Annotated in this window: 16 protein-coding genes and 1 tRNA gene; 1 reads left to right on the top strand and 16 read right to left on the bottom strand. The window is 70.9% G+C overall.

Features of this window, described 5'->3' with window-relative positions:
• Positions 1-390 precede the first annotated feature (390 nt).
• From ACIOWN_RS30450 to ACIOWN_RS30390, 13 genes are all read right to left on the bottom strand, one after another.
• Entirely contained in the window at positions 391-1,023 is a 633-nt protein-coding gene (locus ACIOWN_RS30450) for a protein-tyrosine-phosphatase (RefSeq protein WP_100568047.1), read from the bottom strand.
• A complete protein-coding gene (locus ACIOWN_RS30445) occupies positions 1,020-1,667 on the bottom strand; it encodes an L-threonylcarbamoyladenylate synthase (protein ID WP_100568048.1) in 648 nt (215 codons plus the stop codon). The genes ACIOWN_RS30450 and ACIOWN_RS30445 overlap by 4 nt, the downstream gene beginning before the upstream one ends.
• A 52-nt stretch (positions 1,668-1,719) precedes the next feature.
• On the bottom strand, positions 1,720-2,559 hold the full coding sequence (prmC, locus tag ACIOWN_RS30440) for a peptide chain release factor N(5)-glutamine methyltransferase (protein ID WP_401983957.1): 840 nt from the start codon (positions 2,557-2,559) through the stop codon (positions 1,720-1,722).
• A gap of 95 nt (positions 2,560-2,654) precedes the next feature.
• Positions 2,655-3,722: a peptide chain release factor 1 gene (gene prfA, locus ACIOWN_RS30435; RefSeq protein WP_362355243.1), complete on the bottom strand. Its 1,068-nt coding sequence runs from the start codon at positions 3,720-3,722 to the stop codon at positions 2,655-2,657.
• A gap of 117 nt (positions 3,723-3,839) precedes the next feature.
• Positions 3,840-4,064: a 50S ribosomal protein L31 gene (gene rpmE, locus ACIOWN_RS30430; RefSeq protein ID WP_141358350.1), complete on the bottom strand. Its 225-nt coding sequence runs from the start codon at positions 4,062-4,064 to the stop codon at positions 3,840-3,842.
• A gap of 312 nt (positions 4,065-4,376) precedes the next feature.
• Positions 4,377-5,516, bottom strand: a complete 1,140-nt coding sequence (locus tag ACIOWN_RS30425) for an LCP family protein (protein ID WP_362355240.1) — start codon at positions 5,514-5,516, stop codon at positions 4,377-4,379.
• A 418-nt stretch (positions 5,517-5,934) separates the two neighbouring features.
• A complete protein-coding gene (rho, locus tag ACIOWN_RS30420) occupies positions 5,935-7,983 on the bottom strand; it encodes a transcription termination factor Rho (protein ID WP_362355237.1) in 2,049 nt (682 codons plus the stop codon).
• A 417-nt stretch (positions 7,984-8,400) separates the two neighbouring features.
• Entirely contained in the window at positions 8,401-9,330 is a 930-nt protein-coding gene (gene thrB, locus ACIOWN_RS30415; protein WP_100568054.1) for a homoserine kinase, read from the bottom strand.
• 592 nt (positions 9,331-9,922) lie between these two features.
• Positions 9,923-10,981: a threonine synthase gene (gene thrC / locus ACIOWN_RS30410; RefSeq protein WP_362355234.1), complete on the bottom strand. Its 1,059-nt coding sequence runs from the start codon at positions 10,979-10,981 to the stop codon at positions 9,923-9,925.
• A gap of 6 nt (positions 10,982-10,987) precedes the next feature.
• Entirely contained in the window at positions 10,988-12,280 is a 1,293-nt protein-coding gene (locus ACIOWN_RS30405; RefSeq protein ID WP_100568056.1) for a homoserine dehydrogenase, read from the bottom strand.
• Between the two features lie 191 nt (positions 12,281-12,471).
• Entirely contained in the window at positions 12,472-13,863 is a 1,392-nt protein-coding gene (gene lysA / locus ACIOWN_RS30400; RefSeq protein WP_362355231.1) for a diaminopimelate decarboxylase, read from the bottom strand.
• A 26-nt stretch (positions 13,864-13,889) separates the two neighbouring features.
• Positions 13,890-14,942: an ArgS-related anticodon-binding protein NrtL gene (gene nrtL, locus ACIOWN_RS30395; RefSeq protein WP_401983924.1), complete on the bottom strand. Its 1,053-nt coding sequence runs from the start codon at positions 14,940-14,942 to the stop codon at positions 13,890-13,892.
• A gap of 141 nt (positions 14,943-15,083) precedes the next feature.
• Positions 15,084-15,554: a response regulator gene (locus ACIOWN_RS30390; RefSeq protein ID WP_362355399.1), complete on the bottom strand. Its 471-nt coding sequence runs from the start codon at positions 15,552-15,554 to the stop codon at positions 15,084-15,086.
• Between the two features lie 114 nt (positions 15,555-15,668).
• Between ACIOWN_RS30390 and ACIOWN_RS30385 the strand changes: the two genes are divergently transcribed.
• Positions 15,669-15,740, top strand: a tRNA-Arg gene (locus ACIOWN_RS30385).
• Positions 15,741-16,054: 314 nt separating this feature from the next.
• Here ACIOWN_RS30385 and ACIOWN_RS30380 read toward each other — a convergent pair.
• From ACIOWN_RS30380 to ACIOWN_RS30370, 3 genes are read right to left on the bottom strand one after another with little or no spacing between them, the layout of a single operon-like run.
• The gene (locus ACIOWN_RS30380) at positions 16,055-16,633 is read right to left on the bottom strand and encodes a NifU family protein (protein WP_362355225.1); all 579 of its coding nucleotides are present in this window, start codon (positions 16,631-16,633) and stop codon (positions 16,055-16,057) included.
• Complete coding sequence (locus ACIOWN_RS30375) at positions 16,630-18,567, bottom strand: ferrous iron transporter B (RefSeq protein WP_401983922.1); 1,938 nt, start codon at positions 18,565-18,567, stop codon at positions 16,630-16,632. Before ACIOWN_RS30375 ends, ACIOWN_RS30380 begins: the two co-directional genes overlap by 4 nt.
• Positions 18,564-18,863 (bottom strand): FeoA family protein, encoded by a 300-nt coding sequence (locus tag ACIOWN_RS30370; protein WP_358729259.1) that lies wholly within the window; start codon positions 18,861-18,863, stop codon positions 18,564-18,566. The genes ACIOWN_RS30375 and ACIOWN_RS30370 overlap by 4 nt, the downstream gene beginning before the upstream one ends.
• Positions 18,864-18,930 lie beyond the last annotated feature (67 nt).

Below are 18,930 nucleotides of genomic sequence, written 5' to 3'. Positions count from 1 at the left end.
CGACGTTGACGTACGTCCAATGTAGGCCCGCGAGCCCGGCCTCGCGCGGCCCCTTGGGCCGTCACGGCGATGCCCACGGGCCCCTGCGGTCACGTTCCCGGGGCCCGACGGACGGGCCCGCGCGGAGGCCCCGGGCGGACGGGCTGTGCGGGGCCCGGGAAGGCCGCGACGAGCGACGGAGCGTCCACGGGCCCCGGTCCACCCGGCCGCCCTTCCACGAGCCCCCAGCCGGGGCCCACCGGCCCGTCCGGAACGCTCCTGCCGGGCTCCGGCCTGCCGCGGCTCTGCGGTGCTCCAGCGGGGCCCACACGCCGCCCCCAGGACATCCGCGGCCTCCGGGCGTGGCACGGGCTCCCAGGAGCCGCCTCCCGCCGTACCGCCCGCGGTGGGTCAGGCGCGCGCCCGTACGCCCGTCAGGGCCGTCACCACGGGGTCCAGGGCCTGGTGTATCTCGTCGCCCACGGAACGGAAGAACGTCAGGGGGGCGCCGTAGGGGTCGTAGACCTCGTCGGCCTCGGCGGTGGGGGCCAGGAGCCACCCGCGCAGCGCGGCGGCGGCGCGGACCAGCGCGCGGGCGCGCTCGACCACGCCGTCCTCCAGCGGCGGCAGGGTGGCCGGATCTATCGCCTTCACCAGGCGGGTGAACTCCTTGAGGGTGAAGGTGCGCAGACCTGCCGAGTGGCCCATGGAGATGACCTGGGCGCGGTGGTCGAGGGTCGCGGTGAGCACCAGGTCGGCCCGGATCACGTGCTCGTCCAGCAGTTCCCGGCCGGTGAAGCCGGAGGCGTCCGCGCCGAAGTCGGCCAGCACGGTCTCCGCGTTGGCCTCCATCGGCGCGCCCTCGTGACCCCAGGTGCCCGCGCTCTCCACGATCAGCCCGCCGCCCCGCGGATCCCCGAGCCGGTCCGCCACGAAGTGCCGGGTCAGCCGCTCGGTGATGGGCGAGCGGCACACGTTCCCTGTGCTGACGTGCAGGATGCGGAAGGTGTCGCCTATGCCACGCCCCGCGTCAGGGGCCGTCAATTCGCCACCTCGAGGTCGGGTACCACCTTGCGCAGCTCCTCCGGCGACAGGGCGCCCTCACGCAGCAGCACGGGCACCTTGCGGCTGACGTCGACGATGGAGGACGGGACGTTGCCGGGGGTCGGGCCGCCGTCGAGGTAGACGGAGACGGAGTCGCCGAGCATCTCCTGCGCGGCGTCGCAGGTCTCCGGCGCCGGGTGGCCGGTCAGGTTCGCCGACGACACGGCCATCGGGCCGACCTCCGTGAGCAGCTCGATGGCGACCGGGTGCAGCGGCATCCGCACGGCGACCGTGCCCCGGGTGTCCCCGAGGTCCCACTGGAGGGACGGCTGGTGCCGGGCGACCAGCGTCAGCGCGCCCGGCCAGAAGGCGTCCACGAGTTCCCAGGCCATCTCGGAGAAGTCCGTGACCAGCCCGTGCAGCGTGTTCGGGGAACCGATGAGCACGGGGGTCGGCATGTTGCGGCCCCGGCCCTTCGCGGCGAGCAGGTCGGCCACGCCCTCGGAGGAGAACGCGTCGGCGCCGATGCCGTAGACGGTGTCGGTGGGCAGCACCACGAGCTCGCCCCGGCGGACGGCGGAAGCGGCCTCGCGCAGACCGGTCACGCGGTCGGTGGCGTCGTTGGTGTCGTATCGCCGTGCCATTGTCAGCGGGCCTCCTCGTACACGTACTGCTGGTCGGACGTCCTGATGAGGGTCACGGCAGCGCCTTGCGGGCGGTGGCGAACCGCGGCCGGTTGTTGAGGTCGGGATGGTCGGCGGCGTCGGCCCAGCCCCGCTCCTCGGTGAAGATCCACGGCACCTGTCCCCCCTGGGTGTCGGCGTGCTCCACGACGACGACTCCGCCCGGCCGCAGCAGCCGGTGCGCGGTGCGCTCGATGCCGCGGATCAGGTCGAGGCCGTCCTCCCCGGAGAACAACGCCAGTTCCGGGTCGTAGTCGCGGGCCTCGGGGGCGACGTACTCCCATTCGGTGAGCGGGATGTACGGCGGGTTGGAGACGACGAGGTCGACCTGGCCGTCGAGGTCGGGGAAGGCCGTCCGGGCGTCGCCCTGGCGCAGGTCGACCCGGGATCTCTGCGTGTTCTTGCGGGTCCACTTCAGCGCGTCGTCGCTCAGCTCCACGGCGTGCACACGGGAGCGCGGCACCTCCTGGGCCAGGGCGAGCGCGATGGCCCCCGAGCCGGTGCACAGGTCGACGATGCACGGCTCGACCACGTCCATGGCCCGTACGGCGTCTATGGCCCAGCCCACCACGGACTCGGTCTCCGGCCGGGGCACGAACACCCCCGGCCCGACCTGGAGTTCCAGATACCGGAAGTAGGCACGCCCGGTGATGTGCTGGAGCGGCTCACGCTGCTCGCGCCGGGCGATGACCTCCCAGTAGCGGGCGTCGAAGTCGGCGTCCTTCACGGTGTGCAGCTGGCCCCGCTTGACGCCGTGCACGAACGCGGCGAGTTCCTCCGCGTCGGTGCGCGGCGAGTCCACGCCCGCGTCGGCCAGCCGCTGGGTGGCCTGCGCCACCTCCGCGAGCAGCACGCTGCGGGGACTCGGGGGCCGCCCCCCGGATTCTTGCTGCACGCTGGTCCTCCGTTGGTGCTCGTACATACGCACGCGCCGCGTGCGTACGTGTCTTACGCGGCCGCGAGCTTGGCGGCCGAGTCCGCGTCGACGCAGGCCTGGATCACCGCGTCCAGTTCGCCGTCCAGGACCTGGTCCAGGTTGTACGCCTTGAATCCGACGCGGTGGTCCGAGATGCGGTTCTCCGGGAAGTTGTACGTGCGGATCTTCTCGGAGCGGTCGACGGTGCGGACCTGGCTGCGTCGGGCGTCGGCGGCCTCCCGCTCCGCCTCCTCCTGCGCCGCGGCCAGCAGCCTGGAGCGCAGGATACGCAGTGCCTGCTCCTTGTTCTGCAGCTGGCTCTTCTCGTTCTGGCAGGAGGCGACGACCCCGGTGGGCAGGTGCGTGATGCGCACCGCGGAGTCCGTGGTGTTGACGGACTGGCCGCCGGGCCCGGAGGACCGGTAGACGTCGATGCGGAGGTCGTTGGGGTTGATCTCCACGTCCACCTCCTCGGCCTCGGGGGTGACCAGCACACCGGCCGCGGAGGTGTGGATACGGCCCTGTGACTCGGTGGCCGGCACCCGCTGCACGCGGTGCACCCCGCCCTCGTACTTCAGCCGGGCCCACACGCCCTGGCCGGGCTCGGTCTGCCCGCGGGTCTTCACCGCGACCTGGACGTCCTTGTAGCCGCCCAGCTCGGACTCGGTGGCGTCGATGATCTCGGTCTTCCAGCCCACGCGCTCGGCGTACCGCAGGTACATGCGCAGCAGGTCGCCGGCGAACAGGGCCGACTCGTCGCCGCCCGCGCCCGCCTTGATCTCCAGGATGACGTCCTTGTCGTCGCTGGGGTCGCGCGGGACGAGCAGGAGGCGCAGCTTCTCGGTCAACTCCTCGCGCCGCTGCTCCAGCTCCTTGGCCTCGGCCGCGAAGTCGGGGTCGTCCGCGGCGAGTTCGCGCGCGGTGTCGACGTCGTCGCCGGTCTGCTTCCAGGAGCGGTACGTGGCGACGATCGGGGTGAGCTCGGCGTAGCGCTTGTTGAGCTTGCGCGCGCCTGCCTGGTCGGCGTGGACCGACGGGTCGGCGAGCTGCTTCTCCAGGTCGGCGTGCTCGGCGACGAGTTCCTCGACGGCCTCGAACATCTTTCGGCTCCTGTACTGCCTGTACTGCTGGGGTGGGGGAAGGCGGGCGACCAAAAACGCCGGTCCCGGCGTACCCCGGGGCGGGGGCACGGCCGTGGACCGGCGAAGAGGGGCTCGCTACTTCTTGGAGCCGGCGGCAGCCTTGCCGAAGCGGGCCTCGAAGCGGGCCACACGGCCACCGGTGTCGAGGATCTTCTGCTTGCCCGTGTAGAACGGGTGGCACTCGGAGCAGACCTCGGCCCGGATGCTGCCGGACTCGATGGTGCTGCGAGTGGTGAACGACGCGCCGCAGGTGCAGCTGACCTGCGTCTCGACGTACGCGGGGTGGATGTCGCGCTTCAAGGTGTCTCCTAGAGTTCCGGGAGGGCGCCGGGTCGCAGCCGCGGAATGCGGAGCGTGAACCGGAGCCGACGTACCAGTCTGCCAGGACTGGGGCCATTCACCCAAACCGGGGGGTGGGGCCGGGTATTCCCCGCGGGTTCCCGTGCCTCTAGTGCTGTGACCGGAAAGGTTTGCCGGAAAGCTCGCGGCGTCCGGTGCGGTGCATCGCAAGGCGGAGCATCGCCCGTGTACTGGATGTACTCGGGTGATGCGACAACGCGGCGAGGTGCCGTGCCGGGCGTCGCGAGCCGGTGAACCTTTCCGGTCGCAGCACTAGGGGGCGCTCACCACTCCGCTTGCCTTGCCGGCGGCCGTGCCCCTGGTGGCCGACCTGGGGATGGGGCGGTCGTTCCTCAGGGCGCTCCAGATCTGCTGGGCCTTGGCCTTGTCGACGAGGACGCGGTTGGGGTTGGCCGGGTCGTACTGGACGGGCATCGTGACCATGTTCATGTGGGAGGAGCTGATGCCCTTCAGGCCGTCGGCGAAGGCGATCAGGGAGTTCACCGAGCCGAGGTCGGAGTCGGCGGTGACGGTCCTGGTCGCGGTGTCGGCGAGGTCGTAGAGCTTCTTGGGGTTGGTGAGCACGCCGATGTGCTTGACCTGGTCGGCCAGGGCCTTCACGAAGGCCTGCTGGAGCTGGATGCGGCCGAGGTCGGAGCCGTCGCCGACGCCGTGCCGGGTGCGGACCAGGCCGAGGGCCTGCTGTCCGTCGAGGGTGTGCGTGCCGGCCTTGAGGTCGAGGTGGCTGTTCGGGTCGTCGATGTTCCTCGTCGTGGTGACCTGGACCCCGCCGAGTTCGTCGATGAGCTTTCGGAAGCCGCTGAAGTCGACCTCCAGGTAGTGGTCCATCCGCAGGCCGGTCATCGACTCGACGGTCTTCACCGCACAGGCGGCGCCACCGGCGGAGTACGACTCGTTGAACATCGCGTGGTGCGCCGCCGGGTGCGTGCCGCCCTTGGCGTCGGTGCACTCGGGGCGGTCGACCAGGGTGTCGCGCGGTACGGAGACCACACCGGCCCTCTTGTGGCCCTCGTACACGTGCACGATCATCGCCGTGTCGGAGCGGGCGCTGCCGTCGTCGGTGCCGCCGCCGAGTTTCCTGTTGCCGCCGGCGCGGGTGTCGGAGCCGAGGACCAGGATGTTCTCGGAGCCGTTGTCGGCCTTGGTGGGCCGGTCGCCGCCGAGGGCCTGGTTGATGTCGATCGTCCTGAGATTGCCGTTGAGCTTGAAGTAGAGGAAGCCGGCTCCCGCGCCGCCGAGCACGACGATGCCCGCGGCGGTCAGGGCCATGGCCGTCAGGGCCCTGCGCCGCCCGGTGGGGGGCTTGCGACGGCGGCCCTTGCCTCGGCGGCGTGGCCCGGTGTCGCCGGGCTCCCCTGGTATGCCCGGTCCTCGCGTGCTGTCGGCAGGCATGCGCTCCTCGGCTCTCGTGTCTGCGGTCGGTTACCCCCTGCGGTCGGGGTCGGACTCCGGTCTGTTCTCGGTCATGAGACCCGTACCGCACTATCGTCGCTCGTCCGGTCAGACGGGGGAATTCGGGAAAGGGTTGCACAACACTGCGGGTCCACCCCATGCGGACATAGGCACCATGCACGGCTGTGTACCCCTTGGTAACCCCGCTCACCTGCGGTGACGCCGGGCCGGACGGCGCCGTGGAGAGCGGGGGCGGGACACGGCGCCTGTGGTGAAGCTCTCGCACGGCCCGCAGCGCTCGTACGGCCCGCGGACAGCGGAAGGCCGCCCCCTGGAACAGGGGACGGCCTTCTTCTTCGCTTCTTGCCGGGCTTACCGGCTTCTTACCGGCTTACCGGCTTGCTCGGCGGCAGAACAATCAGTCGCCGTTGCCGGGAGTCGGCGTGGTCTTCTGGATCTGCATCAGGAACTCGATGTTCGACTTGGTCTGCTTCATCTTGTCGAGGAGCAGCTCGATCGCCTGCTGCTGGTCGAGCGCGTGCAGCACCCGGCGCAGCTTCCAGACGACGGCCAACTCCTCGTTGCCGAGCAGGATCTCTTCCTTGCGGGTACCGGACGCGTCCACGTCCACCGCCGGGAAGATGCGCTTGTCGGCGAGCTTCCGGTCGAGCTTGAGCTCCATGTTGCCGGTGCCCTTGAACTCCTCGAAGATCACCTCGTCCATGCGGGACCCGGTGTCCACCAGGGCGGTGGCGAGGATGGTCAGCGAACCGCCGTCCTCGATGTTGCGGGCCGCACCGAAGAACCGCTTCGGCGGGTACAGGGCGGTCGAGTCGACACCACCGGACAGGATGCGGCCGGAGGCCGGGGCCGCCAGGTTGTACGCACGGCCCAGACGGGTGATCGAGTCCAGCAGCACGACCACGTCGTGACCCAGCTCCACCAGACGCTTGGCGCGCTCGATGGCGAGCTCGGCGACCGTGGTGTGGTCCTCGGCCGGACGGTCGAAGGTCGAGGAGATGACCTCGCCCTTCACCGACCGCTGCATGTCGGTGACCTCTTCCGGACGCTCGTCGACGAGGACGACCATCAGGTGGCACTCGGGGTTGTTGTGCGTGATCGCGTTGGCGACCGCCTGCATGATCATGGTCTTGCCGGTCTTCGGCGGGGCCACGATCAGACCGCGCTGGCCCTTGCCGATGGGCGAGACCATGTCGATGATGCGGGTCGTCAGGACGCCGGGGTCGGTCTCCAGACGGAGCCGGTCCTGCGGGTACAGCGGCGTCAGCTTGTTGAACTCGGGCCGCCCACGGCCGTGTTCGGGCGCCATGCCGTTGACGGAGTCCAGCCGCACCAGCGCGTTGAACTTCTCGCGGCGCTCGCCGTCCTTCGGCTGACGGACCGCGCCGGTGACGTGGTCGCCCTTGCGCAGGCCGTTCTTGCGGACCTGGGCGAGGGAGACGTACACGTCGTTGGGACCCGGCAGGTAGCCCGACGTCCGGATGAAGGCGTAGTTGTCGAGGATGTCGAGGATGCCCGCGACCGGGATCAGGACATCGTCCTCGGTGATCTGCGGCTCGGAGACGTCGTCACGGCCACGACGGCCACGGCGGTCGCGGTAGCGGCCGCGACGGCCCCGGCGGCCACCGTCGAAGTCGTCCCCGTCCTCGTCGGGCCGCTGCTGGCGGTCCTGACGGCCGCCGCTCTGCTGCTGGCCCTGCTGGCGCTGCTGCTGGCCGCCCTGGCCCTGCTGGTCGTCGCCCTTGCCGCGGCGGTCGCGGTCCCGGCCGCGCTCGCGGCGGTCGCGGCGGCGGCCCTCGCCGCCGTCAGCGGCGTCGCCCTGCGACTGCTGCTGGGCCTGGTTCTCGGCCTTCGACTCGCCCTTCGCCTCGGCGGCGACGGTCTCGGCGCCACCCGCCGGGGCGCCCGCCTCGGCGGTGGCCCGGCGCCGGCGGCGCTCGGCCGGAGCTTCGTCTCCCCCACGCTCGGCCTCGCCCGAGCGGGCGGCGCTCCCAGCGGGCTGGCCGGGGATCTCGATCTGCTGCTGCGCCACGGCCTTGGCGGGGGCGCCCGGCTGCTCCACGTCGTTCGAGAGCTTGGCGGCGGCCTCGGCCGTCTTCTTCGCGGGCGCGGCCTCGTCGGCCGTACGGGTCCGTGAGGTGGTGCGGCGCTTCGGCTTGGTCTCGGTGGCGTCCCCCGCGGCAGGCGCGGCCTTCGCGGCGGGGGCACCCCCGGCCGCCTGCGCCTCCTTGATGACCTCGATCAGCTGGCTCTTGCGCATGCGCGCGGTGCCCCTGATACCGAGGCCGGATGCGACCTGCTGCAGCTCGGCCAGCACCATGCCCTCGAGGCCGGTACCGCGGCGCCGCCGGGAGCCGGCACCGCTGGCAGGCGCGGAGGCGTCCGTGGCGGGCGCGGCAGCGGTCTCCTCGACACGTGCGCCCATCAGATCGGTGGTGTCGCTCACGAAGGGTCCTTCCCTGGAGCGGACGTCGGCCTGTCTGGCTCGGCGACCGGTTGTGCTGTCCGGCTTCGGTCCTTGCTGGTGAACCGTGCCGGGGCGGTGGTCCGCCCAAAACGGCGGAAGAGATATCTGGTGATTGGCGCTTCCTCGGCCATCAGCGGCATCGAGTGTCACTGAGTCACGTGGCGTGGTCGCACCGATTCCGGAGCGTGCCCGGCGGACCGCTCAGTGTGCGCATACGAGGTACTGCCCAGGTACGACGTACACCACACAGTGCGGCTTGGGGGGCTCCCGGAGGAATGTCTGTCCCGGACGGGGACACGAAGCACCTCGCCATGGTGGGGTCGGGTGCAGACTTGAGGTTAACACTACCGGATCCAACAAACATTCCCCCTCTCGAAATCCGGCAACCGCCGGATTTCAGATCTCCGCGCCTGCCGACAGCGGCAGTACGCAGGCTCCTTGCAGGTCGAGACTCAGCCTGTTGGCGGCCCAGTCGGCGCCCGCCAGTTGCTCCACCTTGTCCGCGGTGCCCGCGTCGGCGAGTGCCATGACGGTGGGTCCGGCGCCGGAGATGACCGCGGGGATGCCGTCCGCCCGCAGCCGTTCCACCAGTGCCGCGCTCTCCGGCATGGCGGGGGCGCGGTACTCCTGGTGGAGACGGTCCTCGGTGGCCGGCAGCAGCAACTCGGGGCGCCGGGTGAGGGCCTCGACGAGCAGGGCGGCGCGGCCCGCGTTGACGGCGGCGTCCACGTGCGGAACGGTGCGCGGGAGCAGGCCGCGCGCGGTTTCGGTGAGCACCGGCTTTCCCGGCACGAAAACCACCGGAACGATGGAATCGGAGGGCTCCATCCTGATGGCCCTGGCGGCTCCGGCCTCCATCCAGGAAAGGGTGAACCCGCCCATCAGACAGGCCGCCACGTTGTCCGGGTGGCCCTCGATCTCGGTGGCCAGCTCGAGCAGCGCCGTGTCGTCGAGCCTGGCCTCGGCGCCTATGGTCACGGCGCGGGCCGCGACTATTCCGGCGCAGATGGCGGCGGAGGAGGAGCCGAGGCCGCGGCCGTGCGGAATGCGGTTGGCGCAGACGATCTCCAGGCCGCGCGGCTGTCCGCCGAGTACGTCGAAGGCGGTACGCAGCGAACGGACGAGCAGGTGTTTCTCGTCCCGCGGCAGCGTCTCGCTGCCCTCGCCGGCGATGTCGATGTGCAGCCCGGAGTCGGCCACCCGGACCACGACGTCGTCGTAGAGCCCCAGCGACAGGCCGAGGGCGTCGAAGCCCGGGCCGAGGTTGGCGCTGGTGGCGGGGACGCGCACCCGGACGGCGGCGGCGCGGAACGCGGGACCGGCCATCGCTCGTTGACTCTCCTTGAGCTGCGTGATGGTCGAATGACACTCGACAGGAACGGGAAGACCCTCGGGCCGCACGGACGGCGCGGCGCCGCCACCTGCGTGGGCGTGTGCGGCGGTCGGGTTCCCTACAGCCTATCGAAGGAAAGTTCAGTGGCGACATAGGGCGCACGGGAGGCGCACGATGCGTGTCGCAAGCCCCCTGTGCCACCCTCCGCCGAAGTCCCCTGTGGGAGACGCCTCCGCACGCCACGTGGTTGCGTACGTTGCGCGGTGCGCGCGCGTTGCGCCGACCGGGCGAAACGGGGCGGTCGGGGCGTCGACGGCGGGTGCCACCGGCGGGCGCGTCGCCGGGCGGGTGCCGTCGAGCGGGCCGTACTCAGGCACTCGGTGCCGTACGTGTCCGGCGCCCTGGGGCCACCGCGGTCGGGCAGGCGACGACGTACGGGCGGCGGACGGCTGAACCGGCGACGGCCGACCGCAACCGGTCCGGCCGGCGCCGGTCCTCGCGGAGCCGGACGCCGTCGGTCGTCGGCGGCCGTCGGCGCGGTCGTCGTCGACGGTACGGGAGGCGCCATGGCCTCCCGCGCGGCCGTCAGCCCAGGCCCAGGCGTTCGGCCGCCGTGGCCGCGTCGACCGGGACCGTGACCGGCTGGGGGGCGCCGGCGACGGCCCAGTCGGGGTCCTTGAGGCCGTTGCCGGTGACCGTGCACACGATGCGCTGGCCGGGGTCGACCTTGCCCTGCTCGGCGGCCTTCAGGAGGCCGGCCACGGACGCGGCGGACGCCGGCTCGACGAAGACGCCCTCCTGCGCGGCCAACAGCCGGTAGGCGCGCAGGATCTCACGGTCCGTCACCTCGTCGATGGCCCCGCCGGACTCGTCGCGCGCGGCCAGCGCGTACGACCAGGAGGCGGGGTTGCCGATACGGATCGCGGTGGCGATGGTCGACGGGTCCTTGACCACCTCGCCGCGCACGATCGGGGCGCTGCCGGAGGCCTGGAAGCCCCACATGCGGGGCGTCTTCGTGGCGGCGCCGTCCGCGGCGTACTCGCGGTAGCCCTTCCAGTAGGCGGTGATGTTGCCCGCGTTGCCGACCGGCAGGACGTGGATGTCGGGCGCGTCGCCGAGCATGTCGACGATCTCGAAGGCGGCCGTCTTCTGCCCCTCGATACGCACCGGGTTGACCGAATTGACCAGCGCCACGGGGTAGTTGTCGCTGAGCGCGCGGGCGAGCGTGAGGCAGTCGTCGAAGTTGCCGTCGACCTGGAGGATCTTCGCGCCGTGCACGAGGGCCTGGCCCATCTTGCCGAGCGCGATCTTGCCCTGCGGCACCAGCACCGCGGAGACCATCCCGGCCCGTACGGCGTAGGCGGCCGCGGAGGCGGAGGTGTTGCCGGTGGAGGCGCAGATGACGGCCTTCGCGCCCTCCTCCTTGGCCTTGCTGATCGCCATCGTCATGCCGCGGTCCTTGAAGGACCCGGTCGGGTTCGCGCCCTCGACCTTGAGGTGGACCTCGCAGCCGGTGCGCTCGGAGAGCACCTGCGCGGGCACGAGGGGCGTACCGCCCTCACGGAGCGTCACGACCGGCGTGCTGTCGGACACCGGCAGCCTGTCCCGGTACTCCTCGATGATTCCGCGCCACTGGTGGGTCATTGCTGGTTACTCTCCTTCAACCCGCATGATGCTGGCGACACCCCGCACGGTGTCGAGCTTGCGCAGCGCCTCCACGGTCCCGCCGAGGGCGGCGTCGGAGGCGCGGTGGGTGACGACGACGAGGGAGGCCTCACCGTCCTTGCCCTGCTGGCGAACAGTGTCGATGGAAACCCCGTGCTCGGCGAACACGGTGGCGACCTGGGCGAGCACACCCGGCTTGTCGGCGACGTCCAGGCTGATGTGGTAGCGCGTGACGACGTCGCCCATGGGCGACACGGGCAGCGCCGCGTACGCCGAATCGCCGGGCCCGGTGGCCCCGTTGAGCCGGTTGCGGCAGACGGCGACGAGGTCGCCGAGCACGGCGGAGGCGGTGGGCGAGCCGCCGGCGCCGGGGCCGTAGAACATCAGCTGCCCGGCCGCGTCGGACTCGACGAACACGGCGTTGTAGGCGCCGCGCACGGAGGCCAGCGGGTGGGTGAGCGGAATCATCGCGGGGTGCACGCGCGCGGTGACGGACCCGCCGTCCTCGGCCCGTTCGCAGATGGCGAGCAGCTTGATGGTGCAGCCCATCTCCTTGGCGGAGACGAAGTCCGCGGCGGTGACCTCGGTCATGCCCTCGCGGTGGACGTCGTCGAGCCGTACGCGCGAGTGGAAGGCGATCCCGGCGAGGATGGCGGCCTTGGCGGCGGCGTCGAACCCCTCGACGTCGGCGGTCGGGTCGGCTTCCGCGTACCCGAGCGCGGTGGCCTCGTCGAGGGCCTCCTGGTAGCCCGCGCCCGAGGAGTCCATCTTGTCGAGGATGAAGTTGGTGGTGCCGTTGACGATGCCGAGCACCCGGTTGACCTTGTCCCCGGCGAGGGACTCGCGCAGCGGCCGGATCAGCGGGATGGCACCGGCGACGGCTGCCTCGTAGTAGAGGTCCCTGTCGTTCGACTCCGCGGCGGCGTGCAGGGCGGCCCCGTCCTGGGCGAGCAGGGCCTTGTTCGCGGAGACGACGGAGGCGCCGTGCTCGAAGGCGGTGGTGATGAGCGTCCGGGCGGGCTCGATCCCCCCGATGACCTCGACCACGACGTCGATGTCGCCGCGTTTGACGAGCGCGGTGGCGTCGGTGGTGACGAGTTCGGCGGGGATGCCCTCGCGCACCTTGCCGGGACGGCGCACGGCGACCCCGGCGAGCTCCACCGGGGCCCCGATCCTGGCCGTGAGGTCGTCGGCGTGCGTCGTCATGATGCGCGCCACCTCTGAGCCGACGACCCCACAGCCCAGCAGCGCCACCTTCAGCGGACGCGTACGCATCATCCGACCTCGTTTCCTCATACCGTCTACGGTTGGACCAGTCTCCTTCACCGGAACGCAGTTTCTGCTATTTGTCCGGATCCTGAGACGTTTATTTCATTTTCGTCGGCCCGGAAGACAGGAGATCTTCCGGCCGTCCCGCGCCGCCCGCTGTCACCGTCCTCTTCCTTGGCTCTTCCGGGTGCCGCCGGGCGTCATCCGACGTCGAGCCGCAGGAGGTCCTCCTCCGTCTCCCGGCGGACGATCACCCGGGCGTCCCCGCCCGCGACGGCGACGACCGGCGGACGCAGCGCGTGGTTGTAGTTGCTGGCCATCGACCGGCAGTACGCGCCCGTGGCCGGCACGGCGATGAGGTCACCGGGTGCCAGGTCGGCGGGCAGGAAGGCGTCCTTGACCACGATGTCCCCGCTCTCGCAGTGCTTGCCCACGACCCGCACGAGCATCGGCTCGGCCTCGGAGACACGGGAGACGAGCGCGACGCTGTACTCGGCGTCGTAGAGCGCGGTGCGGATGTTGTCCGACATGCCCCCGTCGACGGACACGTACGTCCGCAGCCCCTCCAGCGGCTTGATGGTGCCGACCTCGTAGAGCGTGAAGGCGGTCGGCCCGACGATGGCGCGCCCCGGCTCGACGGAGATTCGGGGCGTACGGAGCCGGGCGGCCTCACACTCACGGGTGACGATCTCGGTCAGCGCCTTGGCGATCTCGTGCGGCTCGCGCGGGTCGTCGTTGCTGGTGTACGCGATCCCGAGCCCGCCGCCGAGGTCGATCTCCGGCAGCTCGATCCCGTGCTCGTCGCGGATGTCCCTGAGCAGCCGCACCACGCGGTGCGCGGCCACCTCGAAGCCGGACATGTCGAAGATCTGCGACCCGATGTGGGAGTGGATCCCGACGAGTTCGATCCCGTCGAGCTGGAGGGCCCGCCGTACGGCCTCGGCGGCCTGTCCCCCGGCCAGCGGGATGCCGAACTTCTGGTCCTCGTGCGCGGTGGCGATGAACTCGTGCGTGTGCGCCTCGACGCCGACCGTGATCCGGATCTGCACCCGCTGCCGCTTCCCGAGGGACTGCGCGATGTGGGCGACGCGCACGATCTCCTGGAAGGAGTCCAGCACGATCCGCCCGACCCCGGCCCCGACGGCCCGCTCGATCTCGTACGGCGACTTGTTGTTGCCGTGGAAGGCGATCCGCTCGGCGGGCATTCCGGCCGAGAGCGCGGTGGCGAGTTCGGTGCCGGAGCAGACGTCGAGGTTGAGGCCCTCCTCGTCGAGCCACTTCACGACGGCCCGGGACAGGAACGCCTTCCCGGCGTAGAAGACGTCGGCGTCGTGCCCGAAGGCGTTGCGCCAGGCCCTCGCCCGGGCCCGGAAGTCGGTCTCGTCGAGGACGTAGGCGGGGGTGCCGAAGCGTTCGGCGAGGTCGGTGACGGCGAGGCCGCCGACGGTCACGACACCGTCCTCGCGCCGGCCGACGCTCTGTGCCCAGACCTTGGGGTCGAGGGCGTTGAGGTCGGCGGGCGGGGCGGAGTAGTGCCCCTCGGGCAGGACATCGGCGTAACGGGGCCCGGCGGGGTGTGCGGAACGGCTCATGTCAGTGCGGCTCTCTGTGGGCTCTCTCAGAGGTGTTCGGGTGCGTCGATGCCGAGCAGGGACAGGCCACCGGCCAGCACCGTCCCGGCGGCTTCGGCAAGGGCGAGCCGGGCGCGGTGGGCGGCCGAGGGTTTCTCGTCCCCGCGCGGCAGCACGGTCGCGAGGAACGGCAGCACGGCATCGGCAACGCTGACGAGGTGCCGGGCGAGAACATCGGGGGCGTGGTGGTCCGCGGCGCGGGCGAGCACGCGGGGATGGTCGGCGAGCAGGGTGAGCAACTCGGGCGGGGCCACGTCGACGGGACCCGCCTCGGCCCCGAAGCCCAGGTCGGCGGCGTTGCGGCCGAGGGCCCGGATGCGGGCGTGGGCGTACCGGACGCGGAACAGCGGGTTGCTCTCACGCTGGACGAGGTGCTCGCCGCCGACACGGGGCCGGTCGTGACCGGCGGGATGAAGGAGGGCCCAGCGGCCGGCGTCACGGCCGAGAGGAAGGGGGTCGGCGGGGGCGGGAACGGGCCGGACGTGCACGGCGGGAACGGTGTCGTCGCCGACGGGTTCGGCGTGGACGTCGAGGATCTGCTCCCAGCGGACGGGAATGGGGCCGACGGGGACGACCCGTGCCTCGCTCCCCTGGGACCGGAGAAGCCGGGCAACGACATCCGCGACGACGAGGGCGCGGACCTCACGTGGACAACGCAGCTCGACGACGGTCCCGGCCGCCCCCGGGGCGTACCCGTACCGCTCACCGGCCCGCCGAACGTCCTCCACCAACCGCACGAGGGCGGCCTCCGCGTCGGCGTCGCGGAGGCTGATGTTGAGGAACCCGGGCCCGGTGACGGTGACGTCGCCGATGCCGTCGAGGCCGAGCAGATGGCCCCGGAGCACCTGGGCGACGACGGGGGCGGGCCGCCCGGCGGGCCGGGCGAGCTGAAGGGCGACGTTGGTGGCGTAGTCGCCGCAACCGCCGGGACGAGGCGGCGTGACCAGGACCCGCTCGGGCACGCTGACGTCGAGTTCCCCCACGTCGACAGCGCGACGGACCGCGCTGAGCACGGTACGGGAGAGCTCCACGGGGGTCACGGGACCAAGCGTAGGGGAGGAGGGGGGTGGGTATGCGAACTGGTTTGGGCGCGGTATCGCCATGTGGACGGATGCAGCGGGAACCAGCAGCGGGGGCGCGGCGACGGCGAATCCATCGTGAAGGAATCCGCCGTGGAGGAATCACCCGCTACTACGCCCGGCGGGCTCGGCCTCCCCGGCCCCACGAGCCCCACCGTCGATCAACCGCCGCACGAGCCGCACGAGCTCGGCCGGCTCGAAGGGCTTGGCGAGGAAGGCGTCGACGCCGACGTCGAGCCCGGCCTCGATCTCGTACTGAGAACAGGCGCTGACGATGGCGAGGGGGAGATCACGGGTGAGCGGATCGGCCCGCAACCGGGCGGCGGTCCGCAGCCCGTCCAGCCGCGGCATGACGACATCGAGCGTGACGACATCGGGCTGCACCCGATGCACGACTTCCAGACACTCGGCACCGTCGGCCGCGGTCACGACCTCGAGCCCCTCAAGCTCAAGATTGACCCTGATCAGCTGCCGGATGACCTTGTTGTCGTCCACAACAAGCACCCGTCCCGAAGCGGCTGGCACCACTCGAGAGTAGGTCGGCACCGGCCACCGCGTCCGGCTTTTCCCCACTTCCGCCCCGTCCGGGGGACCCACCCCCCGGGACCCCACCGGAAAACGTTCATGACCACCGTCCCGGAACTGGTAGTGTTCTACCCGTCGCCGCGCAAACAACGCGCCCGACCCGCCCCCGTAGCTCAGGGGATAGAGCAACGGCCTCCGGAGCCGTGTGCGCAGGTTCGAATCCTGCCGGGGGCACCCAGCATGAGGTGCCCAAAGACCCCGTCACCAGCGGAAACGCTGAGGCCGGGGTCTTCTTGTATGTGCAAGCGGATGCAGCGCCGAGCGGCCCTAGGACGCCGGCTGTGGACTATTCGTGGACAGGATCTTGAAGCGTCTGCCCAGGTCAACCCCTACGAATGGGAAGGCCCCTGGCCCAGTCCACGGGCCCGCGCTCCTCCATGGCCGTGGCCCTTCCGCCGACAGGAGCCTGTGACTGCCGGCGGAAGCCGCGCGCAGCCTGTCGGCCAAAGTGGTTGCAACGGATCCGTCGCCGCCCCTGTCTTGGACGGTCACGCGCTGCGGCGGCGCAGGGTGAGCCATGTGCGCCTTGCCGCCTTGCCGGGCTCCTCCGTGGCGCGCAGTTCGACCAGGTCGGGGAAGCGGGCGCGCAGTTCCGATTCGAGGCGGGAGTGGAGGGTGAATCCGGCGGCTGGGCAGTGGCTGCAGGTGCCCGCCATCCGCACCTCCGCGTGCCGATCGTGGGCGGACACGATCGTCACTTCGCCGCCGTGGGAGCGGATGTAGTCGCCGGCGGATCCGTCCAGGACGTCCTGCAGTGCGGCGCGCAGCAGGACGTCTTCGGTGACCACGTCGGCCGGCCGCCACCGCTGGGGGTGTTGCAGTGCGACGCTGAGCGCGTCGCGTACTCGTGCTCCTGTGCCGGACCAGCTCTGGCCGTCGGCGAGCCGGATCACCACGGCCCCTGTCTCCACCTCGATGGAGGCGATGTCTTCGCGGTGGAGCATGTCCCCGAGCTCGTCCGGGGCCTCGGCGATCTCTCCGACGACCGGCAGCGTGCCGGCGGGGATCACCCAGCGGACGGCCTGCGGGTCGGCCGTGGCCTCGGGGTGCATGGGGACGATGCTCATGCCAGCAGTCCTACGACGGTGTGCGTCAGGAAGGCCATGGTCCAGGCCAGCACGAACATGTAGCCGAAGGCGACCGCGGGCCATCTCCACGAGCCGGTCTCACGACGCATGACCCCGACCGTCGACATGCACTGCAGTGCATAGAGGAAGAAGACCAGCAGGGCGGCCGTCGTGGCCGGGGTGAAGAGCTTCTCTCCCTGGTGCGGCCCGTCGGTGTAGGTCATGCGTGCCAGGGTTTCGGCCGGCTGGTCGGGGTTCTGGGCGGCGGCGACCTGGCCGAGCGTGGCGACGAACACCTCGCGGGCTGACAGCGATCCCAGCACGCCGATGTTGATCCGCCAGTCGAACCCAAGGGGCTCGAAGACGGGTTCGATGGCATGACCGATGTCGGCGGCGTAGCTGTGGTCGACCTCGTAGGCCGAGACGGCGGTCCGGTCGGTCGGGTCGACTCCGGCGGAGCGCAGTTGGGCATCGCTGTGCATGGGCAGGCTGAGCAGCAGCCACATCGCGACGGTGACGAGCAGGATGATCCGGCCGACCTTGTGAAGGAAGCCCTTGCAGGCGCTCCACATGGCCTCGATCACCGCCCGCGGCCGCGGCAGCCGGTAGGACGGCATCTCCATGTAGAACGGCAGCACCGGCCCGCCCCGGCTGCTGAACCGTTTGAAGACCCAGGCCGTCGCCATGGCCGAGAGCGCGCCGACGAGGTACAGGGCGAACATGACGACGCCCTGGGCACCGAAGGGACCGACGCTGGTATCGGGACTCACCAGCAGGCCGGTCAGCAGCACATAGACCGTCAGACGCGCCGAGCAGGTCATCAGCGGCGCGCCCATCATGGTCGCGAAGCGGTCCTTGGCCGACGGGAGGGAGCGGGTGGCCATGATGCCGGGGATGGCGCAGGCGAGGGAGGAGAGCAGGGCGACGAACGCCCGGCCCTCCAGCCCGGCCTTGGCCATGAGTCGGTCCATCAGGAAGGCCGCACGGGAGAGGTAGCCGCTGCCTTCCAGCAGCGAGATCATGAGGAACAGCAGGGCGATCTGCGGCAGGAAGACCAGTACGCTGCCCAAGCCGCCGATCAGGGCGTTGCCGAGGAAGCCGGCGAGCAACGGGTTCGAGACGTATTCGGTGACCAGCGTGCCGAGCCAGTCGAAGAGGCTCTGCACCGCATCCTGCAGCGGTGTCGCAACGGTGAAGATGATCTGGAAGAACGCGAACATGGTCGCGAAGAAGATGAGTGTGCCCCACAGCGGGTGCAGCAGTACTGCATCGATGCGCCGCGTGCGGTGATCGACCTCGGGTACCTGGTAGTCCGCGCTCTGCAGCAGCGACTCCACCCAAGCCCGCCTCTGTGAGGGATCGGTGGGCGGCGCGACGACCGGCCGCTCCCATGCGGCCCAGTCGAGCAGCATGGACTGCAACTGCGCCAGGTCATTGCGTGATCCGCTTGTCACCGCGACGACCGGTACGCCGAGTGCACGGCGGAGGGCCGAGACGTCAAGGGTGCCGCCGCGACGGGCCAGTTCGTCACGGAAGGTGAGCACCACACAGATCGGTAGACCGGTCTGCATGACCTGGGCCAGTAGCCCGAGGGAACGGCGCAGCGTCGTCGCGTCGATCGTGACGAGAATCCCGTCGGGTGTGCCGATGCCCGGGTTATCCGGGTCGAGCACATCGGCGACGACCTGCTCGTCCGGGCTGATCGGGTCGAGACTGTAGGTTCCCGGCAGATCCTCGATGACCACCTCGTGCTCGCCGACACGCACTGTCCCCTCATAGCGCGCGACGGTCACTCCGGGGTAGTTGCCGGTCTTGGTCCGCAGGCCGGTCAGGGCATTGAAAAGCGTGCTCTTGCCCGAGTTCGGGCTGCCGACCAGAGCCAGACGAGTATTGCCGGTGACAGTCTGGGCCACCGGACCGCAGTGCGCGCTCATGCAGTGCGCCGTACACGGATGCCGGCAGCCTGCTCTTTGCGCAGTGCCACCTCGTATTCCACGATCTGGAAGACAACGGGGTCGCCAAGCGGCGCCTTCCGCAGCACGGTGACCTCAGCGCCGGGAGCGAACCCCAAATCGAACAGTCGTCGCGCGGTGCTCGGCTCGACCGACTCGTCGATGTCGATCACCTGGCCACTCATCCCGGGTCGCAGGTCGGCCAGTCGCGCATCCCCCGCTGAATCCGTCGGCACGGACAGACCGCGCTGAAGCGCACCCAACTGCACTGAGACCATCGACATCCTCAACCCCGGGATCACCTAAGTAGCTTAGGGCAGGCTAACCTTTTATCCCGGTAGCAGC

The organism is Streptomyces sp. NPDC087787, assembly GCF_044743035.1.
Lineage (GTDB): Bacteria > Actinomycetota > Actinomycetes > Streptomycetales > Streptomycetaceae > Streptomyces.
The sequence above is the reverse complement of the archived record's forward strand: the minus strand, read 5'-3'. Positions and strand labels throughout refer to the sequence as shown.

Excerpts from the sequence above, each read along its gene's own strand:
- ACIOWN_RS30445 (WP_100568048.1), bottom strand. The coding sequence starts at position 1,667 with ATGGCACGGCGATACGACACCAACGACGCCACCGACCGCGTGACCGGT.
- prfA (WP_362355243.1), bottom strand. The coding sequence starts at position 3,722 with ATGTTCGAGGCCGTCGAGGAACTCGTCGCCGAGCACGCCGACCTGGAG.
- ACIOWN_RS30425 (WP_362355240.1), bottom strand. The coding sequence starts at position 5,516 with ATGCCTGCCGACAGCACGCGAGGACCGGGCATACCAGGGGAGCCCGGC.
- thrB (WP_100568054.1), bottom strand. The coding sequence starts at position 9,330 with ATGGCCGGTCCCGCGTTCCGCGCCGCCGCCGTCCGGGTGCGCGTCCCC.
- thrC (WP_362355234.1), bottom strand. The coding sequence starts at position 10,981 with ATGACCCACCAGTGGCGCGGAATCATCGAGGAGTACCGGGACAGGCTG.
- ACIOWN_RS30405 (WP_100568056.1), bottom strand. The coding sequence starts at position 12,280 with ATGATGCGTACGCGTCCGCTGAAGGTGGCGCTGCTGGGCTGTGGGGTC.
- lysA (WP_362355231.1), bottom strand. The coding sequence starts at position 13,863 with ATGAGCCGTTCCGCACACCCCGCCGGGCCCCGTTACGCCGATGTCCTG.
- ACIOWN_RS30380 (WP_362355225.1), bottom strand. The coding sequence starts at position 16,633 with ATGAGCATCGTCCCCATGCACCCCGAGGCCACGGCCGACCCGCAGGCC.
- ACIOWN_RS30375 (WP_401983922.1), bottom strand. The coding sequence starts at position 18,567 with ATGAGCGCGCACTGCGGTCCGGTGGCCCAGACTGTCACCGGCAATACT.
- ACIOWN_RS30370 (WP_358729259.1), bottom strand. The coding sequence starts at position 18,863 with ATGGTCTCAGTGCAGTTGGGTGCGCTTCAGCGCGGTCTGTCCGTGCCG.